The sequence below is a fragment of the Malaciobacter canalis genome (genome assembly GCF_008000835.1).
Classification (GTDB): domain Bacteria; phylum Campylobacterota; class Campylobacteria; order Campylobacterales; family Arcobacteraceae; genus Malaciobacter; species Malaciobacter canalis.
Genome location: NZ_CP042812.1, coordinates 166,325 through 192,688, shown reverse-complemented (window position 1 = coordinate 192,688; position 26,364 = coordinate 166,325). Strand labels below are relative to the sequence as shown.

The window sequence follows — 26,364 nt, the reverse complement described above, 5'->3', positions numbered from 1 at the left end:
TAGACAAATCTTGCCCCTTTGTCAAGGGTTTAAACTTAATGCAGGCTTAAATTTTGGAAAATGTTATCAAGTGCTCAAAATGAGCACTTTCTTTATAGTTAAAACTAAATATTATAGTAATTAGCTTCGTGATGAGGCACAACTATAGCACAAGTTGTTTGTTCAGGATCCATTTGAAAAGTTTCACTTAGAGTAATTCCAAACTCTTCAGGGTTCAATAAATCAAAAAAGTCTCTATTTTGACTAAGTTCAGGACAAGCAGCATAGCCAGGAGAGTATCTACAACCAACATATTGTTTCATTTGAACATCATATAAAGTTGGTCCTTCCTTTGGAACTATATCTAAATCAAGTCTAATTTGCTTATGAATTACTTCTGCTAAAGATTCTGCTAATTCTACTCCTAATCCATGTACTTGAAAATATTCACTAAATTTTCCTTGATCATATAACTCTCTTTCATATGATGTAATTTTTAATCCAGCACTTGCAAGAGTAAATCCAACCACATCTAATCTATCATTTGCAAAAAAATCAGATATACATCTATGTGGTTTTCTTTTTTGTCTTGGAAACTCTAGTACTTTTATTGCTTCATCTAAGTTTGGAACTTTCTTTGCTTCATCTAATGAGTTAAATCCATATTTTTCATAATCAAATATATATAGTTTATTATCATATGACATACAAGGGTAATATGCTTGTATTGAAATTGGTTCAAAAACCTTTTTTTGAATTAATTCTTCTTTTAATTTTTCATACAAAGGCTTAACTACTTCTTCTTCATGTTTTATAAAATCTTCTGTTTTTTGTCCAGCTCTTTTATATCCCCATCTTTGTCTAAACAGTACCCTATGATTTATCCATTTAAATACCAATTCATTATCTATATCTTTAGATGTTTTTACCTGACGTCCCCAAAATGGTGGAAAAGTAAATTCAGCTTTACTTGGAAGTTTTATATCTTCATAAGGTGGAATAATAATCTCTTTTTCTTCTTTTTTAGAACTTGTATCTTTTACTTGAATTAAATCAGCAGCTAATGCTGTATTATTTTGGTCACCATCTTCTATTCTTTTCATAGATACTACTCCATCAAAAGCATCCCTACAATAAAAAATTGGTCCATCATAAATAGGTCTACAAAAATCATTAATAAATGATTTGGTTAAAGCAGCACCACCTAATAATACAGGAATATCAATACCTTGTCTTTGTAACTCTTCTAAGTTTTCTTTCATCACTGCTGTACTTTTAACTAAAAGTCCACTCATTCCTATTGCTTGTGCTTTATGTTCGCGTACAGCAATGACAAAGTCATTTATATCTGCTTTAATACCAATATTTATGACTTTAAAACCATTATTACTTAAAATAATATCAACAAGATTTTTACCTACATCATGAACATCCCCTTTAACCGTTCCAAGAACCAGAACTGTTTCACTTGCTTTATCTTCTTTTGGTAAATAAGGGTTTAAACTATCAACTGTAGCTTTCATTGTTTCTGCACTTTGAAGTACAAATGGTAACTGCATTTGCCCACTTCCAAATAACTCACCAATTATTTTCATTCCATCAATTAGCCATTCATTTACAATTATTTCTGGTTTAATCTCATGCCTTAATTCCTCAACTAAAGGAAGCATTCTTTCTTTATCACCATCTAAAAGTAGTTTTTTAACTTTTTCTATTGGTTCTAATTTTTGAAACTCTTCATCACTTTGATCTTCTTGTTCTTCTAAATTTGAAAAGTGGTCAATAAATTTAAATAGTGGGTCACCATCTTTTTGATTATTAAAAAGTAAATCATCACAAGCTTTTTTATCTTCTTGTGTAATCTTATTTATTGGTAGTATATGTTTAACATTTACAATTGCACTTGTAAGTCCAGCTTGTACACAATAATGTAAAAACATAGAGTTTAAATAAACTCTGGCTTTTGAATCTAATCCAAATGAAATATTTGATAAACCTAATGTTGTTCCAACATTTGGATGCCTTTTTTGAAACTCTTTTATTGCTTCAATTGTTTCAATAGCAGCAGTTCTATACTCATCATCTCCAGAACCTACTGTAAATACAAGCATATCAAAAACTAAATCTTCAGGTCTAAAGCCATGTCTATTTACTGCTAAATCATATATTCTTTGGGCAACTTCTACTTTTCTTTGGCTAGTTTTAGCCATTCCAACTTCATCAATTACTAAACAAACTAATGCTGCACCAAATCTTTTTGCTAATTTACAAACCTCATCAAACTTTTCTTCACCATCTTCAAGATTTACAGAATTAATAATAGGTCTTCCACCGATTTTTTTTAGTGCTACTTCTAAGGCTTTTATTTGAGTTGAATCAGGCATAAGAGGCAATGGAATTTTTTGAGTATATAAAGATATAACTTTATGCATATCTTTACTTTCATCTCGTCCAGCAAAGCCAACAGAAACATCAATTACATGTGCTCCTGCTCTTACTTGTTGTTGTCCTACACTTAAAGTACCTTCATAATCTTCAGCTTTTAGTAATTCTCTAAAAGCTTTACTTCCTGTTGCATTACTTCTTTCTCCAATTAACAAAGCAGATGACTCTTGTCTTAAAGCAACACTATTAAATAAAGAAGCAAGAGAAGCTTCATGAGTTCCTGTTGGTTTTTTTACAGTTTTATCTTTAACTGCATCTGCTAATGCTTTTATGTGTTGAGGAGTAGTTCCACAACATCCACCTAGAAAAGCAACTCCATCAATATCTAAAAACTTTTCTTGTAATTGAACAAACTCTTTAGGTCCCATTGGATAATAAGTATATCCACCTTTATTTTGAGGTAAGCCTGCATTTGCATGAACAGATATAGGGAATTTTGATACTTCACTTAATGTTTTTACATGCTTAAGTACTTGTTTTGGTCCTGTACCACAATTAAAACCTAAAGATAATATATTAAAAGGTTCTAAAATAGTTGCAATAGTAGAAGCATCAGTTCCTATTAGCATTGTTCCACTAAGTTCAATAGTAACAGAGACCATAATTGGTATATGTGAAGCTACATCTTGAAGGGCATGAAGTGCTGTTTTTATTTGAAGTGGATCTTGGCAAGTTTCAAGAAGAAATATATCTACTCCTCCATCAACTAAACCTTTTGCCATTGTTTTATATCCTTCATACATCTCATCATATTCAATATGAGCCAATGATGGTAGTTTAGTTCCTGGTCCTATTGAACCTAAAACATATCTTGGTTTATCTTCACTTTGATACTCTTGGCAAATTTCTTTTGCCAAACTTGCACCTATTTTAGAAAGTTCATAAGACATATGCCCAATACCATACTCATCAAGTACCCATGGCATAGAACCAAAGGTATTTGTACTTATTAAGTTTGCATCAGCTTTTGCATAAGCATTATAAATACCTTTAATTACATCAGGTGCAGTAAAATTTAATAACTCATTGCATCCTTCTAAATTTTTATTTTCAAAAAACCAATTTTCATCTTTTATATCAGCAAGTTGAAGCTGTGTTCCCATAGCTCCATCTATTACTAAAACCCTATTTTTTATAATTTCTTCGATTTTTTCTCTCATTTTTTTCTCTAGTTATAGTTATTATTATTAATTTGTAGTATATATAAATGCTTGTTAAGAAGTAGTTAATTATTATTTTTTTTGTAAAATAACTCTTATAACACTAGCTTCACCTTGATGACCTGAGCCCTCATTTAAATGAACTATTTCTTCTTCTACTTTTATCTTTTTACATGCTTTAAATCTATTTTCAAAATCACTCTTATCATATAAAAGCTCTAAGTCTTTAGGACCGCCACTTGAATAATTTATTTGATTTTTTGAAAAAAATTCACCTATAAAATAAGCATTTTTTTCTAAAGATAATTCAATTTTATCAAAAAGTTTATCTCTTTGATATTCATATACGTGCAAATAAGAAGCTATTACAACATCATGTTTTTTAAGTGGTGCCCAATCTTGTAAATCCATACATAATATGTCAATTTCTAAATTTTTTGACAATGCATTTTTTCTTAATTTTTCTAAACCAATATTAGATGCATCAATAGCTTCTACATTAAAGCCTTTTTGTGCAAAATATATTGCATTTCTTCCCTCTCCCTCACCTAAACAAAGAATACTCTTTGAATTTGAGAATAAATGCTCACATGACTTTAAAAATTCATTTACATTTGTACCATAAAAATATCCATCTTTTGAGAATTTTTTATTCCATAATTCTTGTTGTGTCATTATAATAATACCTCTTTTTAAATTAGCAAAATGGTAGCAAAAAAAGTTTAAAGGCAAATTTCAATAAAAGTAAATTATATATATTCACTTTTGTTTAATATAATCTTAGCTACACTAACAAATAAAATTTTAATCAGGATAATTTGAGATGACAGAAGCTAAATACATCTGGATGGATGGAGAGTATGTAAACTGGCATGATGCAAAAACGCATGTGTTAAGTCATACTTTGCATTATGGAAATGGTGCAATTGAGGGAACAAAAGCGTATAAAACAGTTGATGGAAGATGCGCAATTTTTAAACTTAATGAGCATACAAAAAGATTAATTAATTCATCAAAGATGACTCTTATTGATGTACCATTTAGTATAGAAGAACTAAATAATGCACAAATAGAGTTACTTCAAAAAAATGAGCTATTTAATGGTGCTTATATAAGACCTCTTGTATATTTAGGTTATGGAGTAATGGGTCTTTATCATAAAGAAGCTCCGGTTAAAGTTTCAGTTGCTGCTTGGGAATGGGGAGCATACCTAGGAGAAGAAGGACTTAAAAAAGGTGTTAGAGTAAAAATATCTTCGATGAGTAGAACTCCAAATACTTCAGGTATGGGAAAAGCAAAAGCAGTTGCTAATTACTTAAACTCACAAATGGCGAAATTTGAAGCTGTAGAAGCAGGTTATGATGAAGCATTATTAAGAGATGACCAAGGGTACATAGCAGAAGCTAGTGGAGCTTGCTTTTTTATTGTAAGAGATGGAGTTTTAATTTCACCTCCAAATGACAACTCATTAGAGTCAATTACACAAGCAACTATTATTGATCTTGCAAAAGATTTAGGAATTGAAGTTGTAAGAAGAAGAGTAACAAGAGAGGAGATTTATATTGCAGATGAAGCATTTTTTACTGGAACTGCTGCTGAAGTAACACCAATAAGAGATGTTGATGCAAGAATAATCGGAGGTGGTTCAAGAGGACCAATTACAGAAAAACTACAAACTGCATACTTTGATGCAGTAAGTGGTAAAAATGAAAAGTATTTACAATATTTGACATATATAAATTAAAAGGAAAAATATGCCAATAGATAATGACTATTTTAAGAATAGACAACAAAACAACAATAATTCAAATGGTGGAGGTAAAGGAAACTATCAACCTCCTTTTGAGCCACCTGAATTTTTTAAAAATTTCGGGAAAAAAGCTGGTTTTTTATATGCAATTATTATTATTGTAATAATGATGTTTGTATTCAAACCATTTGTTATAATTGAATCTGGACAAGTTGGTATTAAAGTTACAACAGGTAAATATACTGAAACTCCACTAAGACCTGGTTTTCATTTATACATTCCAGTATTTCAAAAAGTTATTATAGTTGACACAAAAGTTAGACTTATTAATTATATGTCAGTTGAACAAGTTAGTGGTCAATTTGATAGAAGTATTAGAATGAACCCTGCTATTAATATCTTAGATGCAAGAGGTTTACCTGTATCTATTGAACTTACTGTTCAATATAGATTAACAGCAGAGGGTGCACCTAAGACTATTTCTACATGGGGTCTTGGATGGGAAAACAAAATTGTTGACCCAGTTGTTAGAAATATTGTAAGAAATGTAGTTGGTGAATTTAATGCAGAAACATTACCAACAAAAAGAAATGAAATTGCAGTTATGATTGAAAATGGTGTTCGAACAAAAATCGAAGCTTTAGAGGGTATGCCTGTATCAGTTGAATCAGTACAATTAAGAGAGATTGTTTTACCTGTAAAAATTAAAGAGCAAATTGAAAGAGTTCAAATTGCAAACCAAGAATCAGAAAGAGTAAAATACGAAGTTTTAAGAGCAAAACAAGAAGCTGAGAAAAAAGCTGCACTTGCAAAAGGTGAGGCTGATAAAAACAGAATTGAAGCTCAAGGTAGAGCAGATGCTGTAACTATTGAAGCAAAAGCACAATCTCAAGCAAATAAAGAGATTGCAAAATCTTTAACTCCTAACTTACTTCAAATGCAACAAATTCAAGTTCAAGGTAAGTTTAATGAAGCACTTAGAGAAAATAAAGATGCTAAGATATTCTTAACACCTGGTGGTTCAACTCCAAATATCTGGGTTGATACAAAAAATAAATCAAGAGACACTTCAATAAACAAATAAAAAAAAGAAGTAGGAGACTACTTCTTTTTTTATCTACAAAACAAAAATCACTTTACTAACTTGACACCCTAATTATATTGTTGTAAAATTCGCCCAGCAAAGAGGGAAAAGGAAACTACAAATGAGTATAAAAGAGAATATTGACTGGGAAAAAATGGATAATTTAATTCCAGTAATTACTCAAGAAGCAAAAACAAATGAAGTTTTGATGCTTGCATATATGAATAAAGAAGCATTAAACTTAACACTTGAAACAAAAATTGCCCACTATTTTAGTAGAAGCAAACAAAGAATATGGAAAAAAGGAGAAAGTTCTGGTCATCTTCAAAATGTAAAAGAGATTTTATTAGATTGTGATAATGATACATTACTTTTAAAAGTTGAGCAAATTGGTGTAGCTTGTCACACAGGAAGAAAATCTTGTTTTTTTACTAATTTAGAAACAAATGAAGAAGTTTCTAAAATCCAAGTTGATACAAGTTCTGCATATGGTGTAGTTGACACACTTTATCACACTATTTGTGAAAGAAAAAATGATGATCCAAAAAAATCATATACAGCAAAGTTATTAAAAGGCAAAGAGAATTCTATGCTAAAAAAGATTGTAGAAGAAGCAGGAGAGTTTACCTTTGCAATAAAAGATGCTAATGAAGAAGAGATTGTTTATGAAGCTGCTGATTTAATGTATCATTGTTTAGTAGCAATGGCTAGTAAAAATATTAGTCCTGATAGAGTAAAACAAGAATTAGCTAAAAGATTTGGAATTTCTGGAATAGAAGAAAAAAATTCAAGAAAACAAGAGTAGAGTTAAAGCTCTTCTTGTTTATCTTTTCTAAAAACTTTAATAATAAAGCTTAATCCTATAAATATAAATAGTACACCAACTATTATAGATATTATTTCTGAAATTGACATCATTAATTCCTTTAGTTATTGTACTATTATATATTACTTCAAGTAAGTAGAAATTTAAAGTTTAAGATTACTTCTTTTTATATATTATTCTATTTCCATCTTTACCAAATAAAGGATATTTCTTTTTATTCTTTTCCATTTTTTCATATATTACATCTTCTAAATTAATATCATAAGCCATACATATTCTAATTAAATATATTGCAATATCTGCTATTTCTTCTTTTAAGTGTTCTTTTTTTTGATTGTTTAAATTTTTTGAAGCTTCTAAATCTAACCATTGGAAAATTTCTACAAGTTCAGAAACCTCTACACTAAGTGCCATAGCTAAATTTTTTGGATTATGATGTTTGTCCCAATCTCTTTGTTTTGAAAACTCTTTTATTATTTCTTGTATTTTGCTCATGTTCATAAAAAGCCTTTATGATAAATAGAAAGTCTATATTAAGTAAAGAGTTTAACTCTTTACTTAACTAATGGCAACCGCATCCTCCACCATTAGAGCTTTTAGCTTGTGTTGCTGCACCTGCTGTACTACAAGCACTAACACCAGGAGGTGTAGTTGGCTGAATCTCTTCATTTGAAACATTATCACTTACTTGATCAACATATTCAATAAGTTTTTGTGAAGCTATCATATATCTTTTTGCAGATTCAGATTCTGGTTGGAAATAAACAACTGGCTTACCAGTATCTCCACCTTCTCTAATTGCAGGTTCAATTGGTAAATTTCCTAGAACTTGAGTATTATATTGTTCAGCTAAAGCTTCACAAGTTCCCATTCCAAAAATATCTGATTCTTCATTACATTTTGGACAAATAAAGCCACTCATATTTTCGATAATCCCACCAATTGGAATATGAAGTTTTTCAAACATATCTAAACTTCTTCTACTATCATCAAGAGCAACATGTTGAGGAGTAGTAACATTAACACCACAAGTTACAGGTACACTTTGAGCAAGAGTCAATTGTGCATCACCAGTTCCAGGAGGCATATCAATAAATAAAATATCTAAATTTTCCCATAAAATATCTCTTAATAATTGCTCAATTGCTTTCATAATCATAGCACCTCTCCAAATTAGTGCTTGTCCTTCTTGCATTAGTGAACCCATTGACATTACATCAACACCATGAATTCTAAAAGGTTTTGCTTTGTTTCCAATAACTTCAACCTCTCTTCCTTGTAATCCCATCATTCGAGGAATATTTGGACCATAAATATCAGCATCTAAAATACCAACTCTTTTACCTTGCATTGCTGCTGCTACTGCTAAGTTAACAGTTGTAGTTGATTTTCCAACTCCACCTTTTCCAGAACTTACCATTACAAAGTTTTTAATATGTGGTGCTATATTTTTTCCACTAGTACTATTACTTTGTTGTTTTTGCTCTTCAGGTTTTTTAATATTTATTATAACTTCTTCAACAATTCCTGATAGAGTTTGAGTAATATCTTCTCTTAATTTTGATTCAACTTCTTTAGCACTTGATGTAATATCAAGTGTTAATATACAGGCAGAACCATCAATTTGAACATCTTTTACAAAACCAAATTCTATAATTGATTTAGCAAAACCAGGATATTTTACATTTTCTAATGCACTTTTAATATCTGCTACTGTTGCCATATTAATTCCTTATTTTTAAATTTACGATATTATATTCTAAATAGGATAATTATTGTCTTAATTGTATTCAGAATATCTAATATTGTATTGTACAGAAAGTAAAATATTTTTTACCTAAAAAACTAGACAAAAAAAAAAGAGTGGAAATACCACTCTTTTAAATTATTTTTTAAATATACTTTTACTCTGTCTCTTTCATTTTGTCACCATGTTCTTCAACAATCTTTTGAGTAATCTTATATGAACAAAATTTAGGTCCACACATTGAACAGAATTCTGCTTCTTTGAAAACATCTTGAGGAAGTGTTTCATCGTGAAACTCTTTTGCTCTTTCTGGATCTAGACATAATTCAAACTGTTTATTCCAATCAAAACCATATCTTGCATCACTCATCTCATCATCAATATCTCTTGCACCTTTTCTTCCTCTTGCAATATCAGCACTATGAGCTGCAATTTTATAAGCAATGATACCACTTCTAACATCTTCTGCATTTGGTAAACCTAAATGCTCTTTTTGTGTTACATAACAAAGCATTGAAGCTCCATGCCACCCACCAACAGCTGCACCAATAGCAGATGATATATGATCATATCCAGCAGCAATATCAGTTGTAAGAGGTCCTAAAATATAAAAAGGTGCTTCATGACAATACTCTTTTTCTAATTTCATATTTCGCTCAATTTGATTTAAAGGAACATGACCTGGTCCTTCAACCATAACTTGAACATCTTTTTCCCAAGCTCTAAGTGTCAATTCACCTAATACTTTTAACTCAGATAACTGTGCTTCATCACTTGCATCAGCTAAACATCCAGGTCTTAATGAGTCACCTAAAGATAAAGATACATCATATTTTCTACAAATTTCTAAAATATCATCAAAAGCTTCATAAAATGGATTCTCTTTATGATAGTGCATCATCCATGCAGCCATTAAAGAACCACCACGACTTACAATACCCATTTTTCTTTTTGCAATATGAGGCATAAATCTAAGTAAAAACCCTGCATGAATTGTGAAATAAGAAACACCTTGTTCTGCTTGTTTTTGTAAAGTTTGTAGCATCTTTTCAATACTTAAATCTTCAATTTTATCTTTACAGTCATGTAAGATTTGATAAATAGGTACAGTTCCAACAGGTACAGTTGAGTGATTAATTACGCCTTTTCTAATTGCATCTAAATCTCCTCCTGTACTTAAATCCATAATTGTATCTGCTCCATATTTTAATGAAACATCAACTTTTTCAACTTCTGTATTGATATCAGAAGCTAAGGCAGAAGAGCCTATATTTGCATTTATTTTGCATTTTGATGCTAATCCAATTGCCATAGGATTAAGGTGCTTATGATTTACATTAGCTGGTATAATCAACCTTCCCCTTGCTACTTCACTTCTAACAAGTTCTGGTTCAATTTTTTCAACTTTTGCAACATACTCCATATCAGGTGTAATAATACCTTTTTTTGCATAATACATCTGAGTTCTAACATTATCATTATTATGATTGTCTAGCCAATCTCTCATTATAAAAATCCTAACATAAAATTTGTTTGATTATATCAAATTTTTTTTATATAAGCTTAATTATTTAAGCTAAATTCTTATTATTAAGATTTACGTTTCGATTTTTCATAGGTTTTTTTGTATAATTAAATTTAGTTTTATTATAGGGAAATATATGAGTAAAAAAATTATCGAAAAAATAGATTCACTGCCACCTTTACCAAAAAGCGTTATTGAACTTGAAAAATTTAGAAAACTTCCAGATAAAGACCCTGATGAGCTATTGAAAATAATTCAAAAAGATCCTTTAATTGTAACAACACTATTAAGAGTAGCAAACTCATCAATGTTCGCTTTTAGAAGTAAAGTAGATACTGTACATAGAGCAATTTCTTTACTTGGAGTAAATTTTTGTATTTCTATTGCACTAGGTTCAGTTGTTCAAGATTTAATTAAATCTAATCTTGAAGCTTACAATATCACAACTGATGATTTTATGGAGAACTCAAACCTTGCTTCATCTTTTGTAAATAGTTGGTTAAGTGCCATTAATTTTGAAGATAAAGATGAATTAATACTAGCTGCTTTTTTACAAGAAGTAGGTAAATTTATTATTTCAGATGTAGTAATAGAAAATAATGAAATTAATGAATTTCAACAAGCACTTAAAACAGATACTTCAAAAGCTGAAAATAAATTTGTTGGTTTTACTTGTGCAAAAATCACTGCAAATATATTTAAACATTGGAAACTTGATCCAAATTTGATTTTTTCAATTGGTTTTGTGCAAGATTTAAATGCATGTCCAAAAGAGTTTATTAAAAAATGTCAAGTTCTTGAAATAACAAAAATTTCATGTGATATTGTTAATCCCTTAGATGAGAAGAATATACAAAAAGCACTAAATAAAGCAATTGAGTATAATTTTGATATAGAGCCACTTATGAATACTATTGATAGCTTGAAAGTAAAAACTAGTAACAAGGTTTAAATTACACATAAGTTACATTAGACTATAATTTGTAACTTTTTTACACAAGGGGAAAGTTTGTCTAATGTAACACTGATTATTCTTTGTGCAGGAAATTCATCTAGATTTAGTCTAAAAGCTAAGAAACAGTGGCTTAGAGTGGATAATGATCCTGTTTGGCTTTATGTTTCAAAAAAGCTCACTTCTTATTACAATTTTGCTAATGTTATTGTTACTTCTCATAAAGATGAGATAAACTATATGAAAAACTTTAGTGATGATATTACTTTTATAGAGGGTGGAGATACAAGACAAAACTCTATAAAAAATGCTTTAAAAGAGATAGAAACTGATTATGTAATGATTACAGATGTTGCAAGGGTTGATATTCCTATTGAAGTTATAAAAAATCTCATTCAACTCAAGAATGAAGCAGATTGTATTGTTCCTGTATTAACTGTTTCTGATACAGTTGTCTATGAAGATGAAACTATCAACCGAGACCATGTCAAACTTATTCAAACCCCTCAACTTTCAAAAACAAAAATTTTAAAACAAGCTTTAAAAACAAATAGAGATTTTACTGATGATAGCTCTGCTATTAAGTCAATTGGTGGAACAATTAAATATATTGAGGGTAGTCAAAGAAGTAAAAAACTAACTTTTTGCCATGATCTAGATATATTAGAAAAGCTTCAATCACCAAGTAAAAACTTCTTTACAGGAACAGGCTTTGATATTCATCCATTTGAAGATAATAAAGATATGTTCTTAGGTGGAATAAAAATAGATGTGCCTTATGGTTTCAAAGCTCATAGTGATGGAGATGTATTAATACATTCAGTTATTGATGCACTACTAGGAGCTTGTGGAGCAGGTGATATTGGTGAATTTTTCCCAGATACAGATGATAAATACAAAGGAGTTGATTCTAAAACTTTGCTAGAACATATTGTTAAATTTATCTACGCGGTTGGTTATGAAATTGTAAATATTGATTTAACAATTATTGCACAACAACCTAAAATTAATCCATATAAAAATGAAATAAAATCTAAAATAGCAAAACTATTAAATTTAGAAAAGCGTTTTGTAAATATAAAAGCAACTACTGCTGAGAAGTTAGGTTTTATTGGAAGAAAAGAAGGAGTAGCTGTGCAAAGTATAGCAACATTAAAATACTACGATTGGAAGAAAAGATGAATATATTAATAATTGAGAGTGAAATTTATTTGGCACAAAAAGTTGTTTCAAGACTACTTGATGATGGACATAGCTGTGATTATGTAGAATCACCAAATTTAGATAGTTTAACAAAAGAGTATGATATTGTACTTTTATCAACATCTTTGCCTGCATTACAATGTAAAAATATAATTAAAAGATACAAAGATTCAATCATTATTCTTCTTGTTTCATATATATCAGATGAAACAGTTACTAACCCAATTAAAGATGGTGCAAAAGATTATATTATGAAACCTTTTATAATGGATGAATTAGTAAGAAAAATTTATCACTATAAAGAGTGTAGATCATTAAGACAAGAATTAAATACAATGAGAAGATATCTTGATTTTATGTTTAAAGATATTGATTTAGAAGAGACTACATTACCTCCATCATTTCCAATACTTATAGAAACAAACTCACAAAAATGTGCTGATAAATTAGTTTTTGAACTCTCTAAAAAACTAGATATGGGAGTAAAATTTATCTCTTTTAGTAATGATAACTGGCAAAAAGAGTTAAATTCAACTTTTAAAGGTATTATTTACTTAACAGATTATCATACCTTGAAAAAAAATGCAAAAGAGAATTTAATCAAAATAATTGAAGATAAAAACTGCATTTTAACTTCACTTGAAAAAGAAGAAGCATTTCCATATAAAAAAATTGAGTTTAATAAGTCCGATTTAGTTGTTTTAAATAATAATATAATGACAATAAATGATTATGTAAAGCTAATGGTGCTATCATTCCAATCAAAGTATCCAGATACAGAACTTAGTAAAAAACTTGGTATTTCAAGAAAATCTTTATGGGAAAAAAGAAAAAAACTTGGAATTGAAAAAAAGAAATAAGGAATAGATTTGAGAAAATTTTTCTTAACAGTTGGATTTAGTGGATTAAGTCCAATAGCCCCTGGTACAGTAGGTAGTTTTGTATCATTAATTATTGGTATATTTTTAATACAATATATACCAGCTTCAACTTTTTTTCTAATTGCACTTTTAATTAGTGTTATTGCTGCAAAACAAATTGATTTATATGAAAAAGAGATTGGTATTCATGATAGTAAAGAGATAGTAATTGATGAGTTAGCTGGTATGTGGATAACCCTTTCTATTTGTGGAATAAACAGTTCAAATATAGTAATAATGTCTATTTTAGCATTTTTATTTTTTAGACTTTTTGATATTTGGAAACCTTCAATTATTGGTAAGATTGATAGAGATGTTAAAGGTGGTTGGGGTGTAATGGGAGATGATATCTTAGCTGGTATCTTTGCTGGGATATCAACTGCTGGAACTTACTTTTTAATTGAAAAGTATATTTTACCTATTATCTAAAACAAACGATTAATTTCGTTTGTTATATTTAGATTCAAGGCAAAGATTAATTTTGGCAAAGGAGTTTACAAGTAGTAAATGACTGAGCTAAAATTCATCTTCAACGAAGAAGATGAATATAAATAGCTATTTTATTTTACGATTTTTGCGAATTCTGAGAATATATACTTCGACTCATGAGGACCTGGACTTGCCTCTGGATGATGTTGAACTGAAAAAATCTCTTTGTTTTTATATTTTACACCCTCAATTGTATTATCAAATAGATTCATATGTGTTATATTAGCTATTTCTACAATATTATCAGGTACATTATAGTTGTGATTTTGTGCAGTTATTTCTACAACTTTAGTTTCTGGATTAGCAACTGGATGATTACCTCCATGTTGTCCAAATTTAAGTTTATATGTATCATATCCATGAGCTATTGATAACATTTGATGCCCTAAACAAATTGCGAACATAGGAATATTTGCATTAATTAGTTTTTGTACTTGTTCTTTTTCACTTGTTAAAGTTAATGGATCACCTGGTCCATTTGATAAAAATACTCCACCTATTTGTGAAGCTTCAAATCTTGCTATTAAATCATCTGCTTTAAAGTTTGATGGTACAACTTCAACTTCAAGACCTGATTCAACTAACTCATTTAAAATATTTCTTTTTACCCCAAAATCAATAACAACAACTTTTTTATCACTCATTACTGCTTTATTATAAGCCATTTCTTTATGGTTCCATGCACCATATTTATGAATATAAGGTTCACTTGTTGTTACTTCTTCTATATAGTTGATATCTTCAATTCTTGGACTTTGTTCTAATAATTTTTTTAATTCATCTTTATCATGGATTTTTGTTGATGCTATCATCATCATAGCACCCTCATCTCTTACAATTTTAGTTAGGTATCTAGTATCTATGTCACAAATACCTAATACATTATGCTCTTTTAAAAGTGAATCTAAGTCACCTTGAGCTCTAAAATTTGAATACTCATGATGATAGTTTCTAACTAATACACCTTTACAATGGCATGATTTACTTTCCATATCATCACTATTTACACCTACATTACCAATTTCTGGCATTGTAAATGTTATAAACTGACCAGCATATGAAGGATCAGAGATAATTTCTTGATATCCAGTCATAGATGTATTAAATACAATTTCTCCAACACTTGTTCCTGTTGCACCAAAAGAATTTGCCTCTAAAAAAATCCCATTTTCTAAATAAATCCAAACTTTTTGCATGTTACATTAATCCTCTTTTTATTAATTCTTCTTCATACAATCTATTGTAAACAATATCATACTCATCTGTACCAGGTATCAATCTTCTTTTATAATGTTTTATTTTTTCAAATACTACTTCATCTGCTTTTTCAAAACCTTTTAAAAATTCATCTATTGAAGTAAAAATTACATTTTTTACCTGATTATCTGAACAAGTATAATGAATATAATCTTCTTCCCATAAATAGTCTAATATACTGTGTGCAATATCTGAAAATCTATCTTCATTATTTAAAATTACACCAAATTCATTTGCCATTCTTTTTTTAGTCATCCAAAAAAGTTGTCTATAATCTGCATTTAAAAACTCTATTTCTGACTCTTGTTCTTCTAAAATATCTGCAACTTTTTCGTCTAAATCGTGCTCTTTATCCATATCTTCAAGTAATATTCTCTCTATTTCTTGAGTGATTTCTTCTTTTGTTTTTCTAACTTCAACAAAATCACAATTTATTAAGTCTCTTGTAACTCTTCTTGCAATATATTTTGTATGATGTAATTTTATTCTCATAACCTACCCTCTTATAATTGTATCGTCTCTTTCTGGTGAAGTTGAAATTATTCCAACTTTTACTCCTGTTAGTTCCTCTATTTTTTGAATATATTTTTTTGCATTTTCTGGAAGTTTATCAAACTCTCTTACTCCAACAACACTATCCCAACCATCAATCTCTTCATAGATTGGTTTAACATTTTCTAAATCTAAAGGCATATAATCAATTCTTTGCCCATTATACTCATAAGCAACACAAACTTTAACCTTAGGGAAACCATCTAAAACATCAAGTTTCATTAATGATAATTGGTCACATCCATTTAATCTGCTTGCATGCTTAACAGCAATCGCATCGAACCATCCACATCTTCTTCCTCTTCCTGTTGTAACTCCAACTTCTTTACCAATATCAGCAATTTTCTGACCTTGTTCTGTGAAGTCTTCTGATGGGAATGGACCATTTCCAACTCTTGTTGTATATGCTTTAACTATTCCTGTAACTACACCAATATCTTTTGGACTTATACCAAGACCTGTACAAGCTCCTGCGCTTACTGTACTTGAAGAAGTAACATAAGGATAAGTTCCATGGTCAATATCAAGTAGTGTACCTTGTGCACCTTCTAATAATACTTTTTTCCCATCATCTAAAGCTTTCCATACCATATTTGTAGTATTTGCAATATATGGTTCAAGTTTTTGTTTATATGACTCAAGTAGTGCTATTAGTTCATCTTTTGATGGAACTTCTACACCTAATACATCAAATATAGCTTTGTTTTGTTCGAAAAAATCAATTATACTTACTGCAAGTTTTGATGGATTTAACAACTCTCCCACTCTAAAACCTGATCTTGCAATTTTTTCTGCATAAGCTGGTCCTATACCTTTACCAGTTGTACCTATTGCTTTATCGCCTTTAAGTTTCTCTTTTGCTTGATCAATTTGAGCATGATATGGTAAGTTTAGATGAGCTCTATCTGAGATAAAAAGTCTTCCCTCAAGTCCTTTAAATTGTTCCATCTCTTTAATTATTGATTCTGGACATAAAACAACTCCATTTCCAATAATATTTATTGCTTTTGGATTTAAAACACCAGAAGGAATTAAGTGTAAAGCATATCTAACTCCATCTACCCATATTGTATGACCTGCATTGTGTCCACCTTGACTTCTACAAACCATATCATAATTTTGGGCAAGCATATCAACCATCTTACCTTTTCCTTCATCACCCCATTGAATTCCAACTATTAAGTCCGCTTTCATAATCTCTAATCCTCTAATATTTTTAATAAACTATCTGTATAAAGTGCAAAACCTAGTGAAGTAAACCCTTCACTACTGTACATTCCACCTCTACTTAAAATTGAGTTACCATCAATAACCCTATAATATATCCCATCATAGTATTTTAGTGAACCATAATATAAAGGTGAAATTATAAGATTATCATAATTTACTTCCAATGCCTTATTATATAGATTATCTAGTTCATCTTTAATACTATTTGGTACAACTTTTATTACCTCTTTTAAATCAGCAATATCTTTTACTTCTAAAAGTTTTGTAAGCCACTCATTTTTTAATTCAAAAAGTTGAGCTATTTCTCCATTTTTAAAAACTTCTATATCTATATCTAGTTCTTTGCTAATAATTCTTGGTATTTTAATATTTGCTATTTGCAAAACAGGTTTTATATCAAGCTCATTTAAAATTTTCACATTTAAATTTATAATATCAGCAATGTTGTCATGACTTATCCACTCACAACCTATTTGGTACTCTTCATTTGAGGGATAAGTAAAAATTGGCTGGATATAAAACCATTTTTTATGACTTGTTGTTCTACCTAACCTTCTTGTGATTATTCTTACAACATCTAAAGTTGAATCAGCTCTTAGTGATACTTGTTCATTATCTTTATCAGAAAATTTTATCAATTTTCTTCCATGTTGTATTGATTGGTGTTGCGAATAAGAGAAGTTTGGAGTAATAATCTCTTCAAAATCATTTTCGTATAAAATATTACTGATTTTATACTCTAACTCTCTTTTTTGCTTCGCTTTTTTACCAAAATATAATCGACTTCCATTTGGTATCTCATGTTCAAAAATCATATATTATGCCTTAAACATTTTTGATAAAAATACTTTATTTGCTGTTCCATCAAAAGTTCTAACTTTAAGCTCATCCAATGCAAGCTCAATTGCATTTACAACCCAAGCTGCCTCATAATCTTCAACTAATCCCATATGATTAATTCTAAAAATTTTTCCTTTTAAATGATCTTGTCCACCAGCAATATTTACATTATACTTTGTTTTTAATATTTCTCTAATTTCATTTGATTGTTCTGTATAAACTGCTGTCATCGCTTTTGCTGGAACTTTTGGGTAAATTTCAAAACCTATTGCTTTTAAAGATTCTTTTGTAGCTTCTGCTCTTTTATTGGTATCTTCAAAAAGTTTATCAAAACCTGTAGTTTCTTTTATATGAGTTAAAATCTCTTTAAGTCCAATAATTAGTGTAGTTGCAGCTGTCCAAGCAGTTGTATTTGTTTTTTGCTTTTTAATTTCAGTTGCTAAGTTAAAATAAAAACCTCTTGGTTTTTTTTCTATTTTTGCTACTGCATCATTGCTAAAACCAATTACAGCAAGTCCAGGAGGAAGCATAAGTGCTTTTTGACTTCCTGTAATAACTGCATCTAAATTTGAAGTATCAATATCTTCTACTCCAACAGCAGTAATTCCATCTGCAATTATCATAATATCTTTGTTTAATTTTTTAACTTCACTTGCTATTTGCTCAACTGGATGTCTTAATCCTCCAGCACTTTCACAAAGTTGAATAAAAATTGCATCTATATCTTTATCATTTTTCACAGCTTCAACTATTGATTCAACGCTTACAGGAGTATTCCATTCATTTTTTATTTCAGTATAGTCTATTTCAAAAGCTTTGCAGATTTTTCCAAATCGCTCACCGAACTTTCCTGAATTTATTGTTAAAGCTTTTTTATGAGTTAGGTTAGTAACACAAGCTTCCATAGCACCTGAACCACTTGAAGCTAGCATTACTACCTCATCCATCTTATATAATTCAAACAATAATTCTCTTGTTTGCTCAAATATTTTTTCAAACTCTGGTGTTCTATGGTGGATTGTAGTATCTGCCATAGCTTTTCTTACGAACTCTGGTACAGGAGTTGGACCTGGTGTTAATAACATATTTAATATCCTTAAAAAATATCTTTATTTAGTAAAACTCAATATTTTATCCAAGTTTATATTATGAAGAGGTTAATTTATTATTTATAAAAAAATTGAATTTTTATAGATAAACTATTGACTTTCACATAACTATTATGTATAATGACTATAATTTATGACTTTTAGTATAAAGTCAATCAATTTAAAGGAAGAAGACATGGCAAAAGAATTAAAAGAAAAGAAAGTTGCTAAAATAGCTAAAAAAGCTGCTAAAAAAGTAGTAGAAAAGAAAAAAGATGTTAAAAAAGTTGCTAAAAAAGTTGCTAAAAAAGTAAACAAATTAAAATTAACTAAACCAAAAAAAGCTAAAAAAGCTGCTAAAAAAATAGCTAAAAAAGCTGCATAATAAAAAGGCTAGTTAAACGCTAGCCTTTTTATACTTCTAAACTTATTCTTTACAAATAAAAAAAAAGTTATAATCTTCATACTCAAATACTCAATATTTAAAACTAATACAATTTAAATTTTTTCAAGGATAATTATGAATTTAGATATTTGGCTTACACTGCTTATTGCTTCAATTTTTTTGTCTATTTCTCCAGGTGCAGGAGCAGTGGTATCTATGAATTATGGATTAAAATATGGTCTTAAAAAATCTTATGGTGCAATTTTAGGTTTACAAACTGGACTGTTTTTACAAACTTTCATTGTTGTAATAGGTCTTGGAACTATTATTTCAAAATCTGTTATGCTTTTTAATATAATAAAATGGCTTGGAGTTTTATATCTACTATATTTAGCTTTTACAAAAATCTTTGAAAAAGTTGAAGTACTTGAAGAAGAAAAGCTTATAAATACATATAGTTTTAAAAAAGCATATCTTAGCGCTACATTAATTAATCTTACTAATATAAAATCAACTGTTTTCTTAGTTGCATTTATTCCTCAGTTTTTAAGTACGCAATACTCTATGATAATACAGTTTACAATTATATCTTTAACTTTATGCATTATTGATACAATTGTAATGACAGGTTATTCAACTCTTGCTTCAAAACTTAAATTTTTAGTAAAAGATGTAAAAGCAATGAAAATCCAAAATAGAATTACAGGTTTTTTTCTTGCACTTGCTGCTTTTTTTGTATCTACTGCAAAAAAAGTATAAAATTTACAAATTTTCTTAACCCCAAAAAAAGGCTTCTTAAAGACAATTTAATACTAGTTAGTATTAATAATCCTCAAATCTTACTTGACATTACTACTAGTTAGTAGTATAATTTCGCCAAGGGGTTTTAATATGAAAAATAAAACTACAAAAAGTTATGGAAAAAGAACTGATAAATCTATGAAAGCTGTCGTAAGACTTGAAAGACTAAGATTAAAAATTCATAATAAAACTGTAAATTATTTAAATAATTTTAACCTTACATTTAATCAGTTTAAAGTTTTAGAAGTTTTATATCACAGAGGTGATTTAAATATTGGCTCTATTACAAAACTTACTATGAGTACCCCAGGAAATATAACTGTTGTGATTAAAAATCTTAAAAGAGATGGCTGGATTGCTTCAATTCCTGATGAAAATGATAAAAGAGCTTCAATTTTAACTCTTACAAATAAAGGTCAAGAGGTAATTGAAGAAGTATTTCCTCTTCATGCAAAAAATCTATACAACTGGATGGAAGTTTTAAATGATGAAGAACTTGATACTTTATATGAGCTTTTAAATAAGCTTTATAAAGCAAACTAAAAAAATTTAAATTAATAGTACTAATTAGTACAATAAAAGGATAAAAAAAGATGACAAAATTAGTAAAACTTGGTTTAGCTTCAGTTTTAAGTGCAGGTGCATTATTTGCAGGAACATACAATGTTGATGCAAGTCACTCAAATGTAGGTTTTAAAGTAAAACATATGATGATTTCAAATGTTGCTGGTAAATTTGAGAATTTTGCAGGTTCTTTTGAGTATGATGAAAAAACAAAAACACTTAAGTCTTTAAATGGTGTTGTAAAAGTTACATCAATTAATACTTCAAATGTAAAAAGAGATAATCACTTAAAAGAATCAGATTTTTTTGCAGCAAATAAATATCCAGAAATTAAATTTAATCTTAATAAAGTTGAAGATGACAAAGCATATGGAAAGCTAACAATGAGAGGTGTTACTAAAGATGTTATTTTAGATGTGGAAGTAAATGGCACAATAAAAGATCCTTGGGGTAATACAAGAACTGGTTTAATTCTTGAGGGTAAAATAAATAGAATGGATTATGGAATTAAATATAACTCTATTTTAGAAACAGGTGGAGTAGCTGTTGGTGAAAAAGTAAGATTAACAGTAGAACTTGAGGGAATATTAGCTAAATAATAAACTATTTTATACTTTATAACAAAGGGGTTTTAAATAAGTTTTTTTATGCCCCTTTTCCTTCTGTTTTTGTCACTTTGTTATGCTAAGATGATATTAGTCTTTAAACATGGTGCTTTTCTTACTTAAAAGCTAAATACTACAACTTTATAAAGGAAGTTAGTATGAAGAAGCTTTCACTCAAGTTTTTTAAGAATGGTCCAATCAAACTTATTAATGACTCAGATTTTTTACTAGAAAATAGTATTATTTATGAGGATAAAAGTTTTGATTTGAATAAATCTACATTTATTTGTCGATGTGGAAGAAGCAAAAAGCAACCTTTTTGTGAAGGCTCCCATTCAAATAGTAGATTTGACACAAGATGCAAAATTTCAAAAGAGAAATTTTCACAAACATTTAAAAATAATTCATTAACTTCAACTAGTAATGAGTTGCATAATTGTGCACAATTAATTATAAAAGAGAACTCTCCCATTCTTGCAAAGGGTAATATTTCTTTAAAAATCAACAATATTCCAGAAGTAATAGATAAAAGAAATTTTAATTTATGTAGGTGTGGTAGCTCTAAATATATGCCATTTTGTGATAGTTCACATAATGATTTTGAAAGAAGATACTATACTTTTTAAAGTATAGTATCTAAAGATAAAGAAGTGGTAGAATATTATTTGTATTCTACTTCTTTTTCTCCTTTGGCTAATTCTCCAATTACATAAGCATCAGTATTTGCTAAAATAGCATCTACATTTGCAGGATTAACAACAAGAACCATACCAACACCCATATTAAATGTTCTATACATCTCCTCAGACTCTACATATTTACTCATAAAATCAAAAATTGGTAAAGTTTTAATTTTATCTTTGTAAACAACTGCTTTTAAATTATCAGGTAAAACTCTTGGAAGATTTTCTGTAATTCCTCCACCTGTAATATGTGCTAAAGCATTTATATTTTCTTTATTAGCTTTAAACTCTTTAACATAAATTCTTGTTGGTTCTAATAATACATCTTTTAATACTTTTCCATCAAACTCATCGTCTAAAGACATTTCAAGTTTTTCTAATAGAAGTTTTCTAACAAGTGAAAAACCATTTGAATGGATACCAGAACTTGGAAGTGCAAGTAATACATCTCCTATATTTACTTTTTCAATTCTATTTAACTCTTCTTTTTCTGCAATACCTACACAAAAACCTGCTAAATCAAAATCACCTTCTTTGTACATACCTGGCATTTCAGCAGTTTCTCCACCAACTAAAGCGCATTCACTTTGAATACACCCTTGAGCAATTCCTTTTACAACATCTGTTGCTTCATCAACTTCAAGCTTTGCTGTTGCATAATAATCTAGGAAAAATAGTGGCTCACCAAAGTTACATAGTAAATCATTTGTACACATAGCAACTAAATCAATTCCAACTGTATCAAACTTTTTTGAATCAATTGCTAGTTTTAATTTTGTTCCAACTCCGTCTGTTCCTGAAAGTAATACTGGATTTTTATAACCAGTTGGTAACTCAAAAGCACCTGCAAAAGAACCAATACCTCCTAATACACCTGGTATTAAAGTCGATTTCACATGTGGTTTTATATTCTCAACAAACTGATTTCCTGCGTCTATATCAACACCAGCATCTTTATAACTTACTGTAGACATTATTTCCCTTTTTATGTTTTAAAGTTTAAAGCAATATATACTTGTATCTAGTAAAATGTTACTACTAACACAAATGTCTTTAAAAACTTCTGTAATTTTTTAGCACATACAAATATATCTATGTAATTTAAATTTTTTGTGGTATTATATCGAAAATTTAATAAAACAAAAGGACGGATTTTATGTCATGTTCAATGAATGATAACCAAGCTTTTAATGAAATGATGGTACATGTACCCTTATGCACACATAAAGAGCCTGAAAATATTTTAGTAATCGGAGAAACTAGCCCTGAATTAAAAAAAGAGTTAGAAAAGCACCCATTTAATATTGAGTTTGGAGATGAAGCTTTATTAAACTCTAAAGATGAAAAAAATATTGATGTAATAATTTTAACTAATATAAAAATTAGTGAGTTAATTTTAGCAAATATCAATAGAGTATTAAAAGATGATGGTCTTATAACTTTTAAAACTGAAAGTTTTCAAAATGATGAAAATAGACTAAAAGAAGATTTACAATTAGTTGGAACAAAGTTTTGGATTGCAATGCCTTTTAAGTTTGGTCATAGCACAGCTATTTTAGCTTCAAAAAAATACCATCCAACTGCTGATATTATACTTCAAAGATCTGATATATTAGATGATTTAGAGTATTATTCAACTGAGATACATCATGCATCATTTGTTTTTCCAGCAGCAATACACAAAGCTTTAACTACAATAGCTAAAAGATAAGCTTTTATAATCTACAATTAAAACTAAAATAAATCATTATTATAGTAATATTTTACTATGAATAATGATTTGTTTAAAAATGCAATTGCCTTAACAGGCGGAATTTCAACAGGAAAAAGTACAGTTTGTAGTCTATTTAAACTTCATGGTTTTTTAACTATTGATGCAGATAAAATCGCCCATAAGCTTCTTGATAAAAATAGCCATAAAATAGAAAAGATGTTTGGTGCACAATATGTAGAAAATGGAAAAGTTTTAAGAAAAGAGCTTGGCAAAATTATTTTTTCAAATGAAGATAATAAACTAAAACTTGAAGCTTTACTTCATCCTTTAATTAAAGAAGAGATAATAAAAGAATCAAAAGTATTTGAAGAAGCCAATAAACCCTATTTTATTGATATACCTTTGTTTTTTGAAAAGATGCACTATCCTATTCCTAAATCTTTAGTTATATATACCCCAAAAGATATACAAGTACAAAGACTTATGAAAAGAGATAATATTAGCAAAGAAGAAGCTAAGCTTAAAATTTCTAATCAAATGGATATTGAAAAGAAAAAAGAGTTAGCAGATTTGATAATTGATAATTCAAAGGATTTAAAGCACCTTCAAAAAGAAGTTGAAAAAATTATTAGGGAGATAATATGACATATACAAAATATAGTGCAAGTGGAAATGACTTTGTAATTTTTCACTCATTTATTAAAAAAGATTATTCAAAAGAAGCAATTACTTTATGTAATAGAACTGAGGGAATTGGGGCAGATGGCTTAATAGTACTAATTCCAAATAGTGATTATGATTTTGAGTGGTTATTTTATAATAGTGACGGAAGTCACGCAGCAATGTGTGGAAATGGTACAAGAGCTTGTGCACACTATGCTTATACAAACAACTTAGCACCATCTAATATGAAGTTTTTAACAGGTGCTGGAGCTATTGAGTCTATTGTTGAAGATGATGTTGTTCAAACACAACTTACAAAACCTATATTAATTAAAGATGAGTTTATTCAAGATGGATTTACTTGGTATTTAGTTGATACAGGAGTACCTCATCTTGTAAGTATAGTTGATGATTTAGAAAAGTATGATAATAATTTAGCTTCTAAAATGAGATATGAGTATAACGCAAATGTAAACTTTGCAAAAATTGAAGATGGCAAAATATATGTAAGAACTTATGAAAGAGGTGTTGAGGGCGAAACATTAGCTTGTGGAACTGGAATGGCAGCTTGTTTTTTAAGAGCTAATAACTTAGGCTTAGTAGAAGATATTGCAAATGTTTATCCAAAAAGTAAAGAAGAGTTAACACTTACAAAAAAAGATGAAATACTATACTTCAAAGGTGCTGTAAAAAAAGTTTTTACAACATCAATCAATTAATATAAGAGGGAAAATATGAAATTTAGCGCACCATTAAAATCAGATTCAATAAAAGTTATGCTTCTTGGAAGTGGAGAGTTAGGTAAAGAAGTAGTAATTGAAGCTCAAAGATTAGGAATTGAAACAGTTGCAGTTGATAGTTATAATAATGCTCCTGCACAACTTGTTGCAAATAAAGCTTATACAATCAATATGAAAAATAAAAATGAGATTTTAGATGTAATAAGAAGAGAAAAACCAGATTTTATTTTACCAGAAGTTGAAGCTATAAATATAGATGCTTTATTTACAGCTGAAAATGAAGGTTACCATGTAATACCAAATGCAGATGCTGTTAATAAAACAATGAATAGAAAAAACATAAGAGAGTTTGCAGCAGTTGATTTAGAACTTCCAACATCTAAATATGAGTTTGTATCTACTTTTGAAGCTTTAAAAAGTGCAGCTTTAAACATAGGATTTCCTTGTGTAATTAAACCTGTTATGAGTTCATCTGGGCATGGACAAAGTATTGCAAAAAGTGAAGATGATTTAGCTTCATCTTGGGAACTTGCAAAGGAAGCTAGAGGAGATGCTAGTGAACTAATTGTTGAAGAGTTTATCACTTTTGATTATGAGATTACACTTTTAACAGCAAGAAATGAGAATCAAACTGTATTTTGTGAACCAATAGGTCATATACAACAAGATGGTGACTATATATTTTCATGGCAACCAATGAATATGAGTGAAACTGCAAAAGAAAAATCAAAAGAGATTGCAAAAAAAATCACTGATGGTTTAGGTGGAAGAGGTATTTTTGGTGTTGAGTTATTTGTAAAAGGTGATGAAGTTTATTTTAGTGAAGTAAGTCCAAGACCTCATGATACTGGTATGGTTACAATGATTACTCAATCTCAAAGTGAATTTGCTCTTCATATTAGAGCAGTACTTGGTCTTCCTTTAAACTTTATTGATTATGGAGCAGGTGCAAGTGCTGCTTACAAAGCAAAAAATGATAGCTTTAATCCTACAATAGATATTAAAGATGAAGCTTTTACTAATACATCTTACGTAAGAGTTTTTGGAAAGCCTCAAAGTCATGAAGGAAGAAGAATGGCAGTTGCTTTAACTTTTGATAAAAATAGTAGCGACAAAGCTTTACAACAAGCAAAAGAGTTAATTGAAAACTTCAATGATTAAA

At 29.1% G+C, this 26,364-nt stretch carries 27 protein-coding genes; 16 read left to right on the top strand and 11 right to left on the bottom strand.

Annotation, left to right across the window (positions count from 1 at the left end):
- Positions 1 to 104: 104 nt before the first annotated feature.
- Together metH and ACAN_RS00900 are read right to left on the bottom strand one after the other, a co-directional pair.
- Positions 105 to 3,584, bottom strand: a complete 3,480-nt coding sequence (gene metH / locus ACAN_RS00905; protein ID WP_099335264.1) for a methionine synthase — start codon at positions 3,582 to 3,584, stop codon at positions 105 to 107.
- Between the two features lie 72 nt (positions 3,585 to 3,656).
- Positions 3,657 to 4,259: a class I SAM-dependent methyltransferase gene (locus tag ACAN_RS00900; protein ID WP_099335265.1), complete on the bottom strand. Its 603-nt coding sequence runs from the start codon at positions 4,257 to 4,259 to the stop codon at positions 3,657 to 3,659.
- Positions 4,260 to 4,407: 148 nt separating this feature from the next.
- Between ACAN_RS00900 and ACAN_RS00895 the strand changes: the two genes are divergently transcribed.
- The 3 genes from ACAN_RS00895 (at position 4,408) to hisIE (ending at position 7,223) form a co-directional block, all read left to right on the top strand.
- The gene (locus ACAN_RS00895) at positions 4,408 to 5,328 is read left to right on the top strand and encodes a branched-chain amino acid transaminase (protein ID WP_099335266.1); all 921 of its coding nucleotides are present in this window, start codon (positions 4,408 to 4,410) and stop codon (positions 5,326 to 5,328) included.
- A 10-nt stretch (positions 5,329 to 5,338) separates the two neighbouring features.
- On the top strand, positions 5,339 to 6,418 hold the full coding sequence (locus ACAN_RS00890; protein ID WP_099335267.1) for an SPFH domain-containing protein: 1,080 nt from the start codon (positions 5,339 to 5,341) through the stop codon (positions 6,416 to 6,418).
- 76 nt (positions 6,419 to 6,494) lie between these two features.
- Positions 6,495 to 7,223 (top strand): bifunctional phosphoribosyl-AMP cyclohydrolase/phosphoribosyl-ATP diphosphatase HisIE, encoded by a 729-nt coding sequence (gene hisIE, locus ACAN_RS00885; protein WP_265734359.1) that lies wholly within the window; start codon positions 6,495 to 6,497, stop codon positions 7,221 to 7,223.
- A gap of 177 nt (positions 7,224 to 7,400) precedes the next feature.
- On the opposite strand, the gene ACAN_RS00880 is transcribed toward hisIE, so the two are convergent.
- From ACAN_RS00880 to thiC, 3 genes are all read right to left on the bottom strand, one after another.
- Positions 7,401 to 7,745 carry a nucleotide pyrophosphohydrolase gene (locus ACAN_RS00880; protein ID WP_099335269.1) on the bottom strand — a complete coding sequence of 115 codons (345 nt, stop codon included), beginning with the start codon at positions 7,743 to 7,745 and terminating at the stop codon, positions 7,401 to 7,403.
- A 61-nt stretch (positions 7,746 to 7,806) separates the two neighbouring features.
- Complete coding sequence (locus ACAN_RS00875) at positions 7,807 to 8,967, bottom strand: Mrp/NBP35 family ATP-binding protein (RefSeq protein ID WP_099335270.1); 1,161 nt, start codon at positions 8,965 to 8,967, stop codon at positions 7,807 to 7,809.
- A gap of 181 nt (positions 8,968 to 9,148) precedes the next feature.
- Complete coding sequence (thiC, locus tag ACAN_RS00870) at positions 9,149 to 10,498, bottom strand: phosphomethylpyrimidine synthase ThiC (protein WP_099335271.1); 1,350 nt, start codon at positions 10,496 to 10,498, stop codon at positions 9,149 to 9,151.
- 154 nt (positions 10,499 to 10,652) lie between these two features.
- Here thiC and ACAN_RS00865 point away from each other — a divergent pair, with 154 nt between their 5' ends.
- Genes ACAN_RS00865 through ACAN_RS00850 form a run of 4 tightly spaced genes read left to right on the top strand, consistent with a single transcriptional unit; the run spans position 10,653 to position 14,020 of the window.
- A complete protein-coding gene (locus ACAN_RS00865; protein ID WP_099335272.1) occupies positions 10,653 to 11,468 on the top strand; it encodes an HDOD domain-containing protein in 816 nt (271 codons plus the stop codon).
- A gap of 57 nt (positions 11,469 to 11,525) precedes the next feature.
- Positions 11,526 to 12,650, top strand: a complete 1,125-nt coding sequence (locus ACAN_RS00860) for a bifunctional 2-C-methyl-D-erythritol 4-phosphate cytidylyltransferase/2-C-methyl-D-erythritol 2,4-cyclodiphosphate synthase (protein WP_099335273.1) — start codon at positions 11,526 to 11,528, stop codon at positions 12,648 to 12,650.
- Entirely contained in the window at positions 12,647 to 13,531 is an 885-nt protein-coding gene (locus tag ACAN_RS00855) for a DNA-binding transcriptional response regulator (RefSeq protein ID WP_099335274.1), read from the top strand. The genes ACAN_RS00860 and ACAN_RS00855 overlap by 4 nt, the downstream gene beginning before the upstream one ends.
- Before the next feature lie 3 nt (positions 13,532 to 13,534).
- A complete protein-coding gene (locus ACAN_RS00850; RefSeq protein WP_099335275.1) occupies positions 13,535 to 14,020 on the top strand; it encodes a phosphatidylglycerophosphatase A family protein in 486 nt (161 codons plus the stop codon).
- A 131-nt stretch (positions 14,021 to 14,151) separates the two neighbouring features.
- On the opposite strand, the gene carA is transcribed toward ACAN_RS00850, so the two are convergent.
- From carA to ACAN_RS00825, 5 genes are read right to left on the bottom strand one after another with little or no spacing between them, the layout of a single operon-like run.
- Positions 14,152 to 15,276 carry a glutamine-hydrolyzing carbamoyl-phosphate synthase small subunit gene (gene carA, locus ACAN_RS00845; RefSeq protein WP_099335276.1) on the bottom strand — a complete coding sequence of 375 codons (1,125 nt, stop codon included), beginning with the start codon at positions 15,274 to 15,276 and terminating at the stop codon, positions 14,152 to 14,154.
- 1 nt (position 15,277) lies between these two features.
- Positions 15,278 to 15,829 (bottom strand): DUF507 family protein, encoded by a 552-nt coding sequence (locus tag ACAN_RS00840; RefSeq protein ID WP_099335277.1) that lies wholly within the window; start codon positions 15,827 to 15,829, stop codon positions 15,278 to 15,280.
- A 3-nt stretch (positions 15,830 to 15,832) separates the two neighbouring features.
- Positions 15,833 to 17,083 (bottom strand): adenylosuccinate synthase, encoded by a 1,251-nt coding sequence (locus ACAN_RS00835; protein WP_099335278.1) that lies wholly within the window; start codon positions 17,081 to 17,083, stop codon positions 15,833 to 15,835.
- 5 nt (positions 17,084 to 17,088) lie between these two features.
- Complete coding sequence (locus ACAN_RS00830; RefSeq protein WP_099335279.1) at positions 17,089 to 17,934, bottom strand: ATP phosphoribosyltransferase regulatory subunit; 846 nt, start codon at positions 17,932 to 17,934, stop codon at positions 17,089 to 17,091.
- Between the two features lie 3 nt (positions 17,935 to 17,937).
- A complete protein-coding gene (locus ACAN_RS00825; RefSeq protein ID WP_099335280.1) occupies positions 17,938 to 19,044 on the bottom strand; it encodes a pyridoxal-phosphate-dependent aminotransferase family protein in 1,107 nt (368 codons plus the stop codon).
- A 199-nt stretch (positions 19,045 to 19,243) separates the two neighbouring features.
- Here ACAN_RS00825 and ACAN_RS00820 point away from each other — a divergent pair, with 199 nt between their 5' ends.
- The 5 genes from ACAN_RS00820 to ACAN_RS00800 all read left to right on the top strand — a co-directional run bounded on the left by ACAN_RS00820 (position 19,244) and on the right by ACAN_RS00800 (position 22,028).
- Positions 19,244 to 19,432: a hypothetical protein gene (locus tag ACAN_RS00820; protein WP_079580262.1), complete on the top strand. Its 189-nt coding sequence runs from the start codon at positions 19,244 to 19,246 to the stop codon at positions 19,430 to 19,432.
- A 135-nt stretch (positions 19,433 to 19,567) separates the two neighbouring features.
- Positions 19,568 to 20,191, top strand: coding sequence for a LysE family transporter (locus tag ACAN_RS00815; protein WP_099335281.1), 624 nt, complete (start codon positions 19,568 to 19,570; stop codon positions 20,189 to 20,191).
- Between the two features lie 132 nt (positions 20,192 to 20,323).
- Positions 20,324 to 20,776, top strand: a complete 453-nt coding sequence (locus tag ACAN_RS00810; protein ID WP_099335282.1) for a MarR family winged helix-turn-helix transcriptional regulator — start codon at positions 20,324 to 20,326, stop codon at positions 20,774 to 20,776.
- A gap of 50 nt (positions 20,777 to 20,826) precedes the next feature.
- Complete coding sequence (locus ACAN_RS00805) at positions 20,827 to 21,396, top strand: YceI family protein (RefSeq protein ID WP_079580259.1); 570 nt, start codon at positions 20,827 to 20,829, stop codon at positions 21,394 to 21,396.
- A 164-nt stretch (positions 21,397 to 21,560) separates the two neighbouring features.
- A complete protein-coding gene (locus ACAN_RS00800; RefSeq protein ID WP_099335283.1) occupies positions 21,561 to 22,028 on the top strand; it encodes a CDGSH iron-sulfur domain-containing protein in 468 nt (155 codons plus the stop codon).
- 35 nt (positions 22,029 to 22,063) lie between these two features.
- Here the strand turns inward: ACAN_RS00800 and purM are convergent, their stop codons facing one another.
- The gene (purM, locus tag ACAN_RS00795) at positions 22,064 to 23,059 is read right to left on the bottom strand and encodes a phosphoribosylformylglycinamidine cyclo-ligase (protein ID WP_099335284.1); all 996 of its coding nucleotides are present in this window, start codon (positions 23,057 to 23,059) and stop codon (positions 22,064 to 22,066) included.
- A gap of 182 nt (positions 23,060 to 23,241) precedes the next feature.
- Between purM and ACAN_RS00790 the strand changes: the two genes are divergently transcribed.
- The 4 genes from ACAN_RS00790 to purT are packed head-to-tail and all read left to right on the top strand — an operon-like array spanning position 23,242 to position 26,363.
- Positions 23,242 to 23,796: a spermine/spermidine synthase domain-containing protein gene (locus ACAN_RS00790; protein ID WP_228150670.1), complete on the top strand. Its 555-nt coding sequence runs from the start codon at positions 23,242 to 23,244 to the stop codon at positions 23,794 to 23,796.
- Positions 23,797 to 23,853: 57 nt separating this feature from the next.
- Positions 23,854 to 24,444 carry a dephospho-CoA kinase gene (coaE, locus tag ACAN_RS00785; RefSeq protein ID WP_099335285.1) on the top strand — a complete coding sequence of 197 codons (591 nt, stop codon included), beginning with the start codon at positions 23,854 to 23,856 and terminating at the stop codon, positions 24,442 to 24,444.
- The gene (gene dapF, locus ACAN_RS00780) at positions 24,441 to 25,181 is read left to right on the top strand and encodes a diaminopimelate epimerase (RefSeq protein ID WP_099335286.1); all 741 of its coding nucleotides are present in this window, start codon (positions 24,441 to 24,443) and stop codon (positions 25,179 to 25,181) included. The genes coaE and dapF overlap by 4 nt, the downstream gene beginning before the upstream one ends.
- Positions 25,182 to 25,196: 15 nt before the next feature.
- Positions 25,197 to 26,363 carry a formate-dependent phosphoribosylglycinamide formyltransferase gene (purT, locus tag ACAN_RS00775; protein WP_099335287.1) on the top strand — a complete coding sequence of 389 codons (1,167 nt, stop codon included), beginning with the start codon at positions 25,197 to 25,199 and terminating at the stop codon, positions 26,361 to 26,363.
- The last annotated feature ends 1 nt before the right edge of the window (position 26,364 follow it).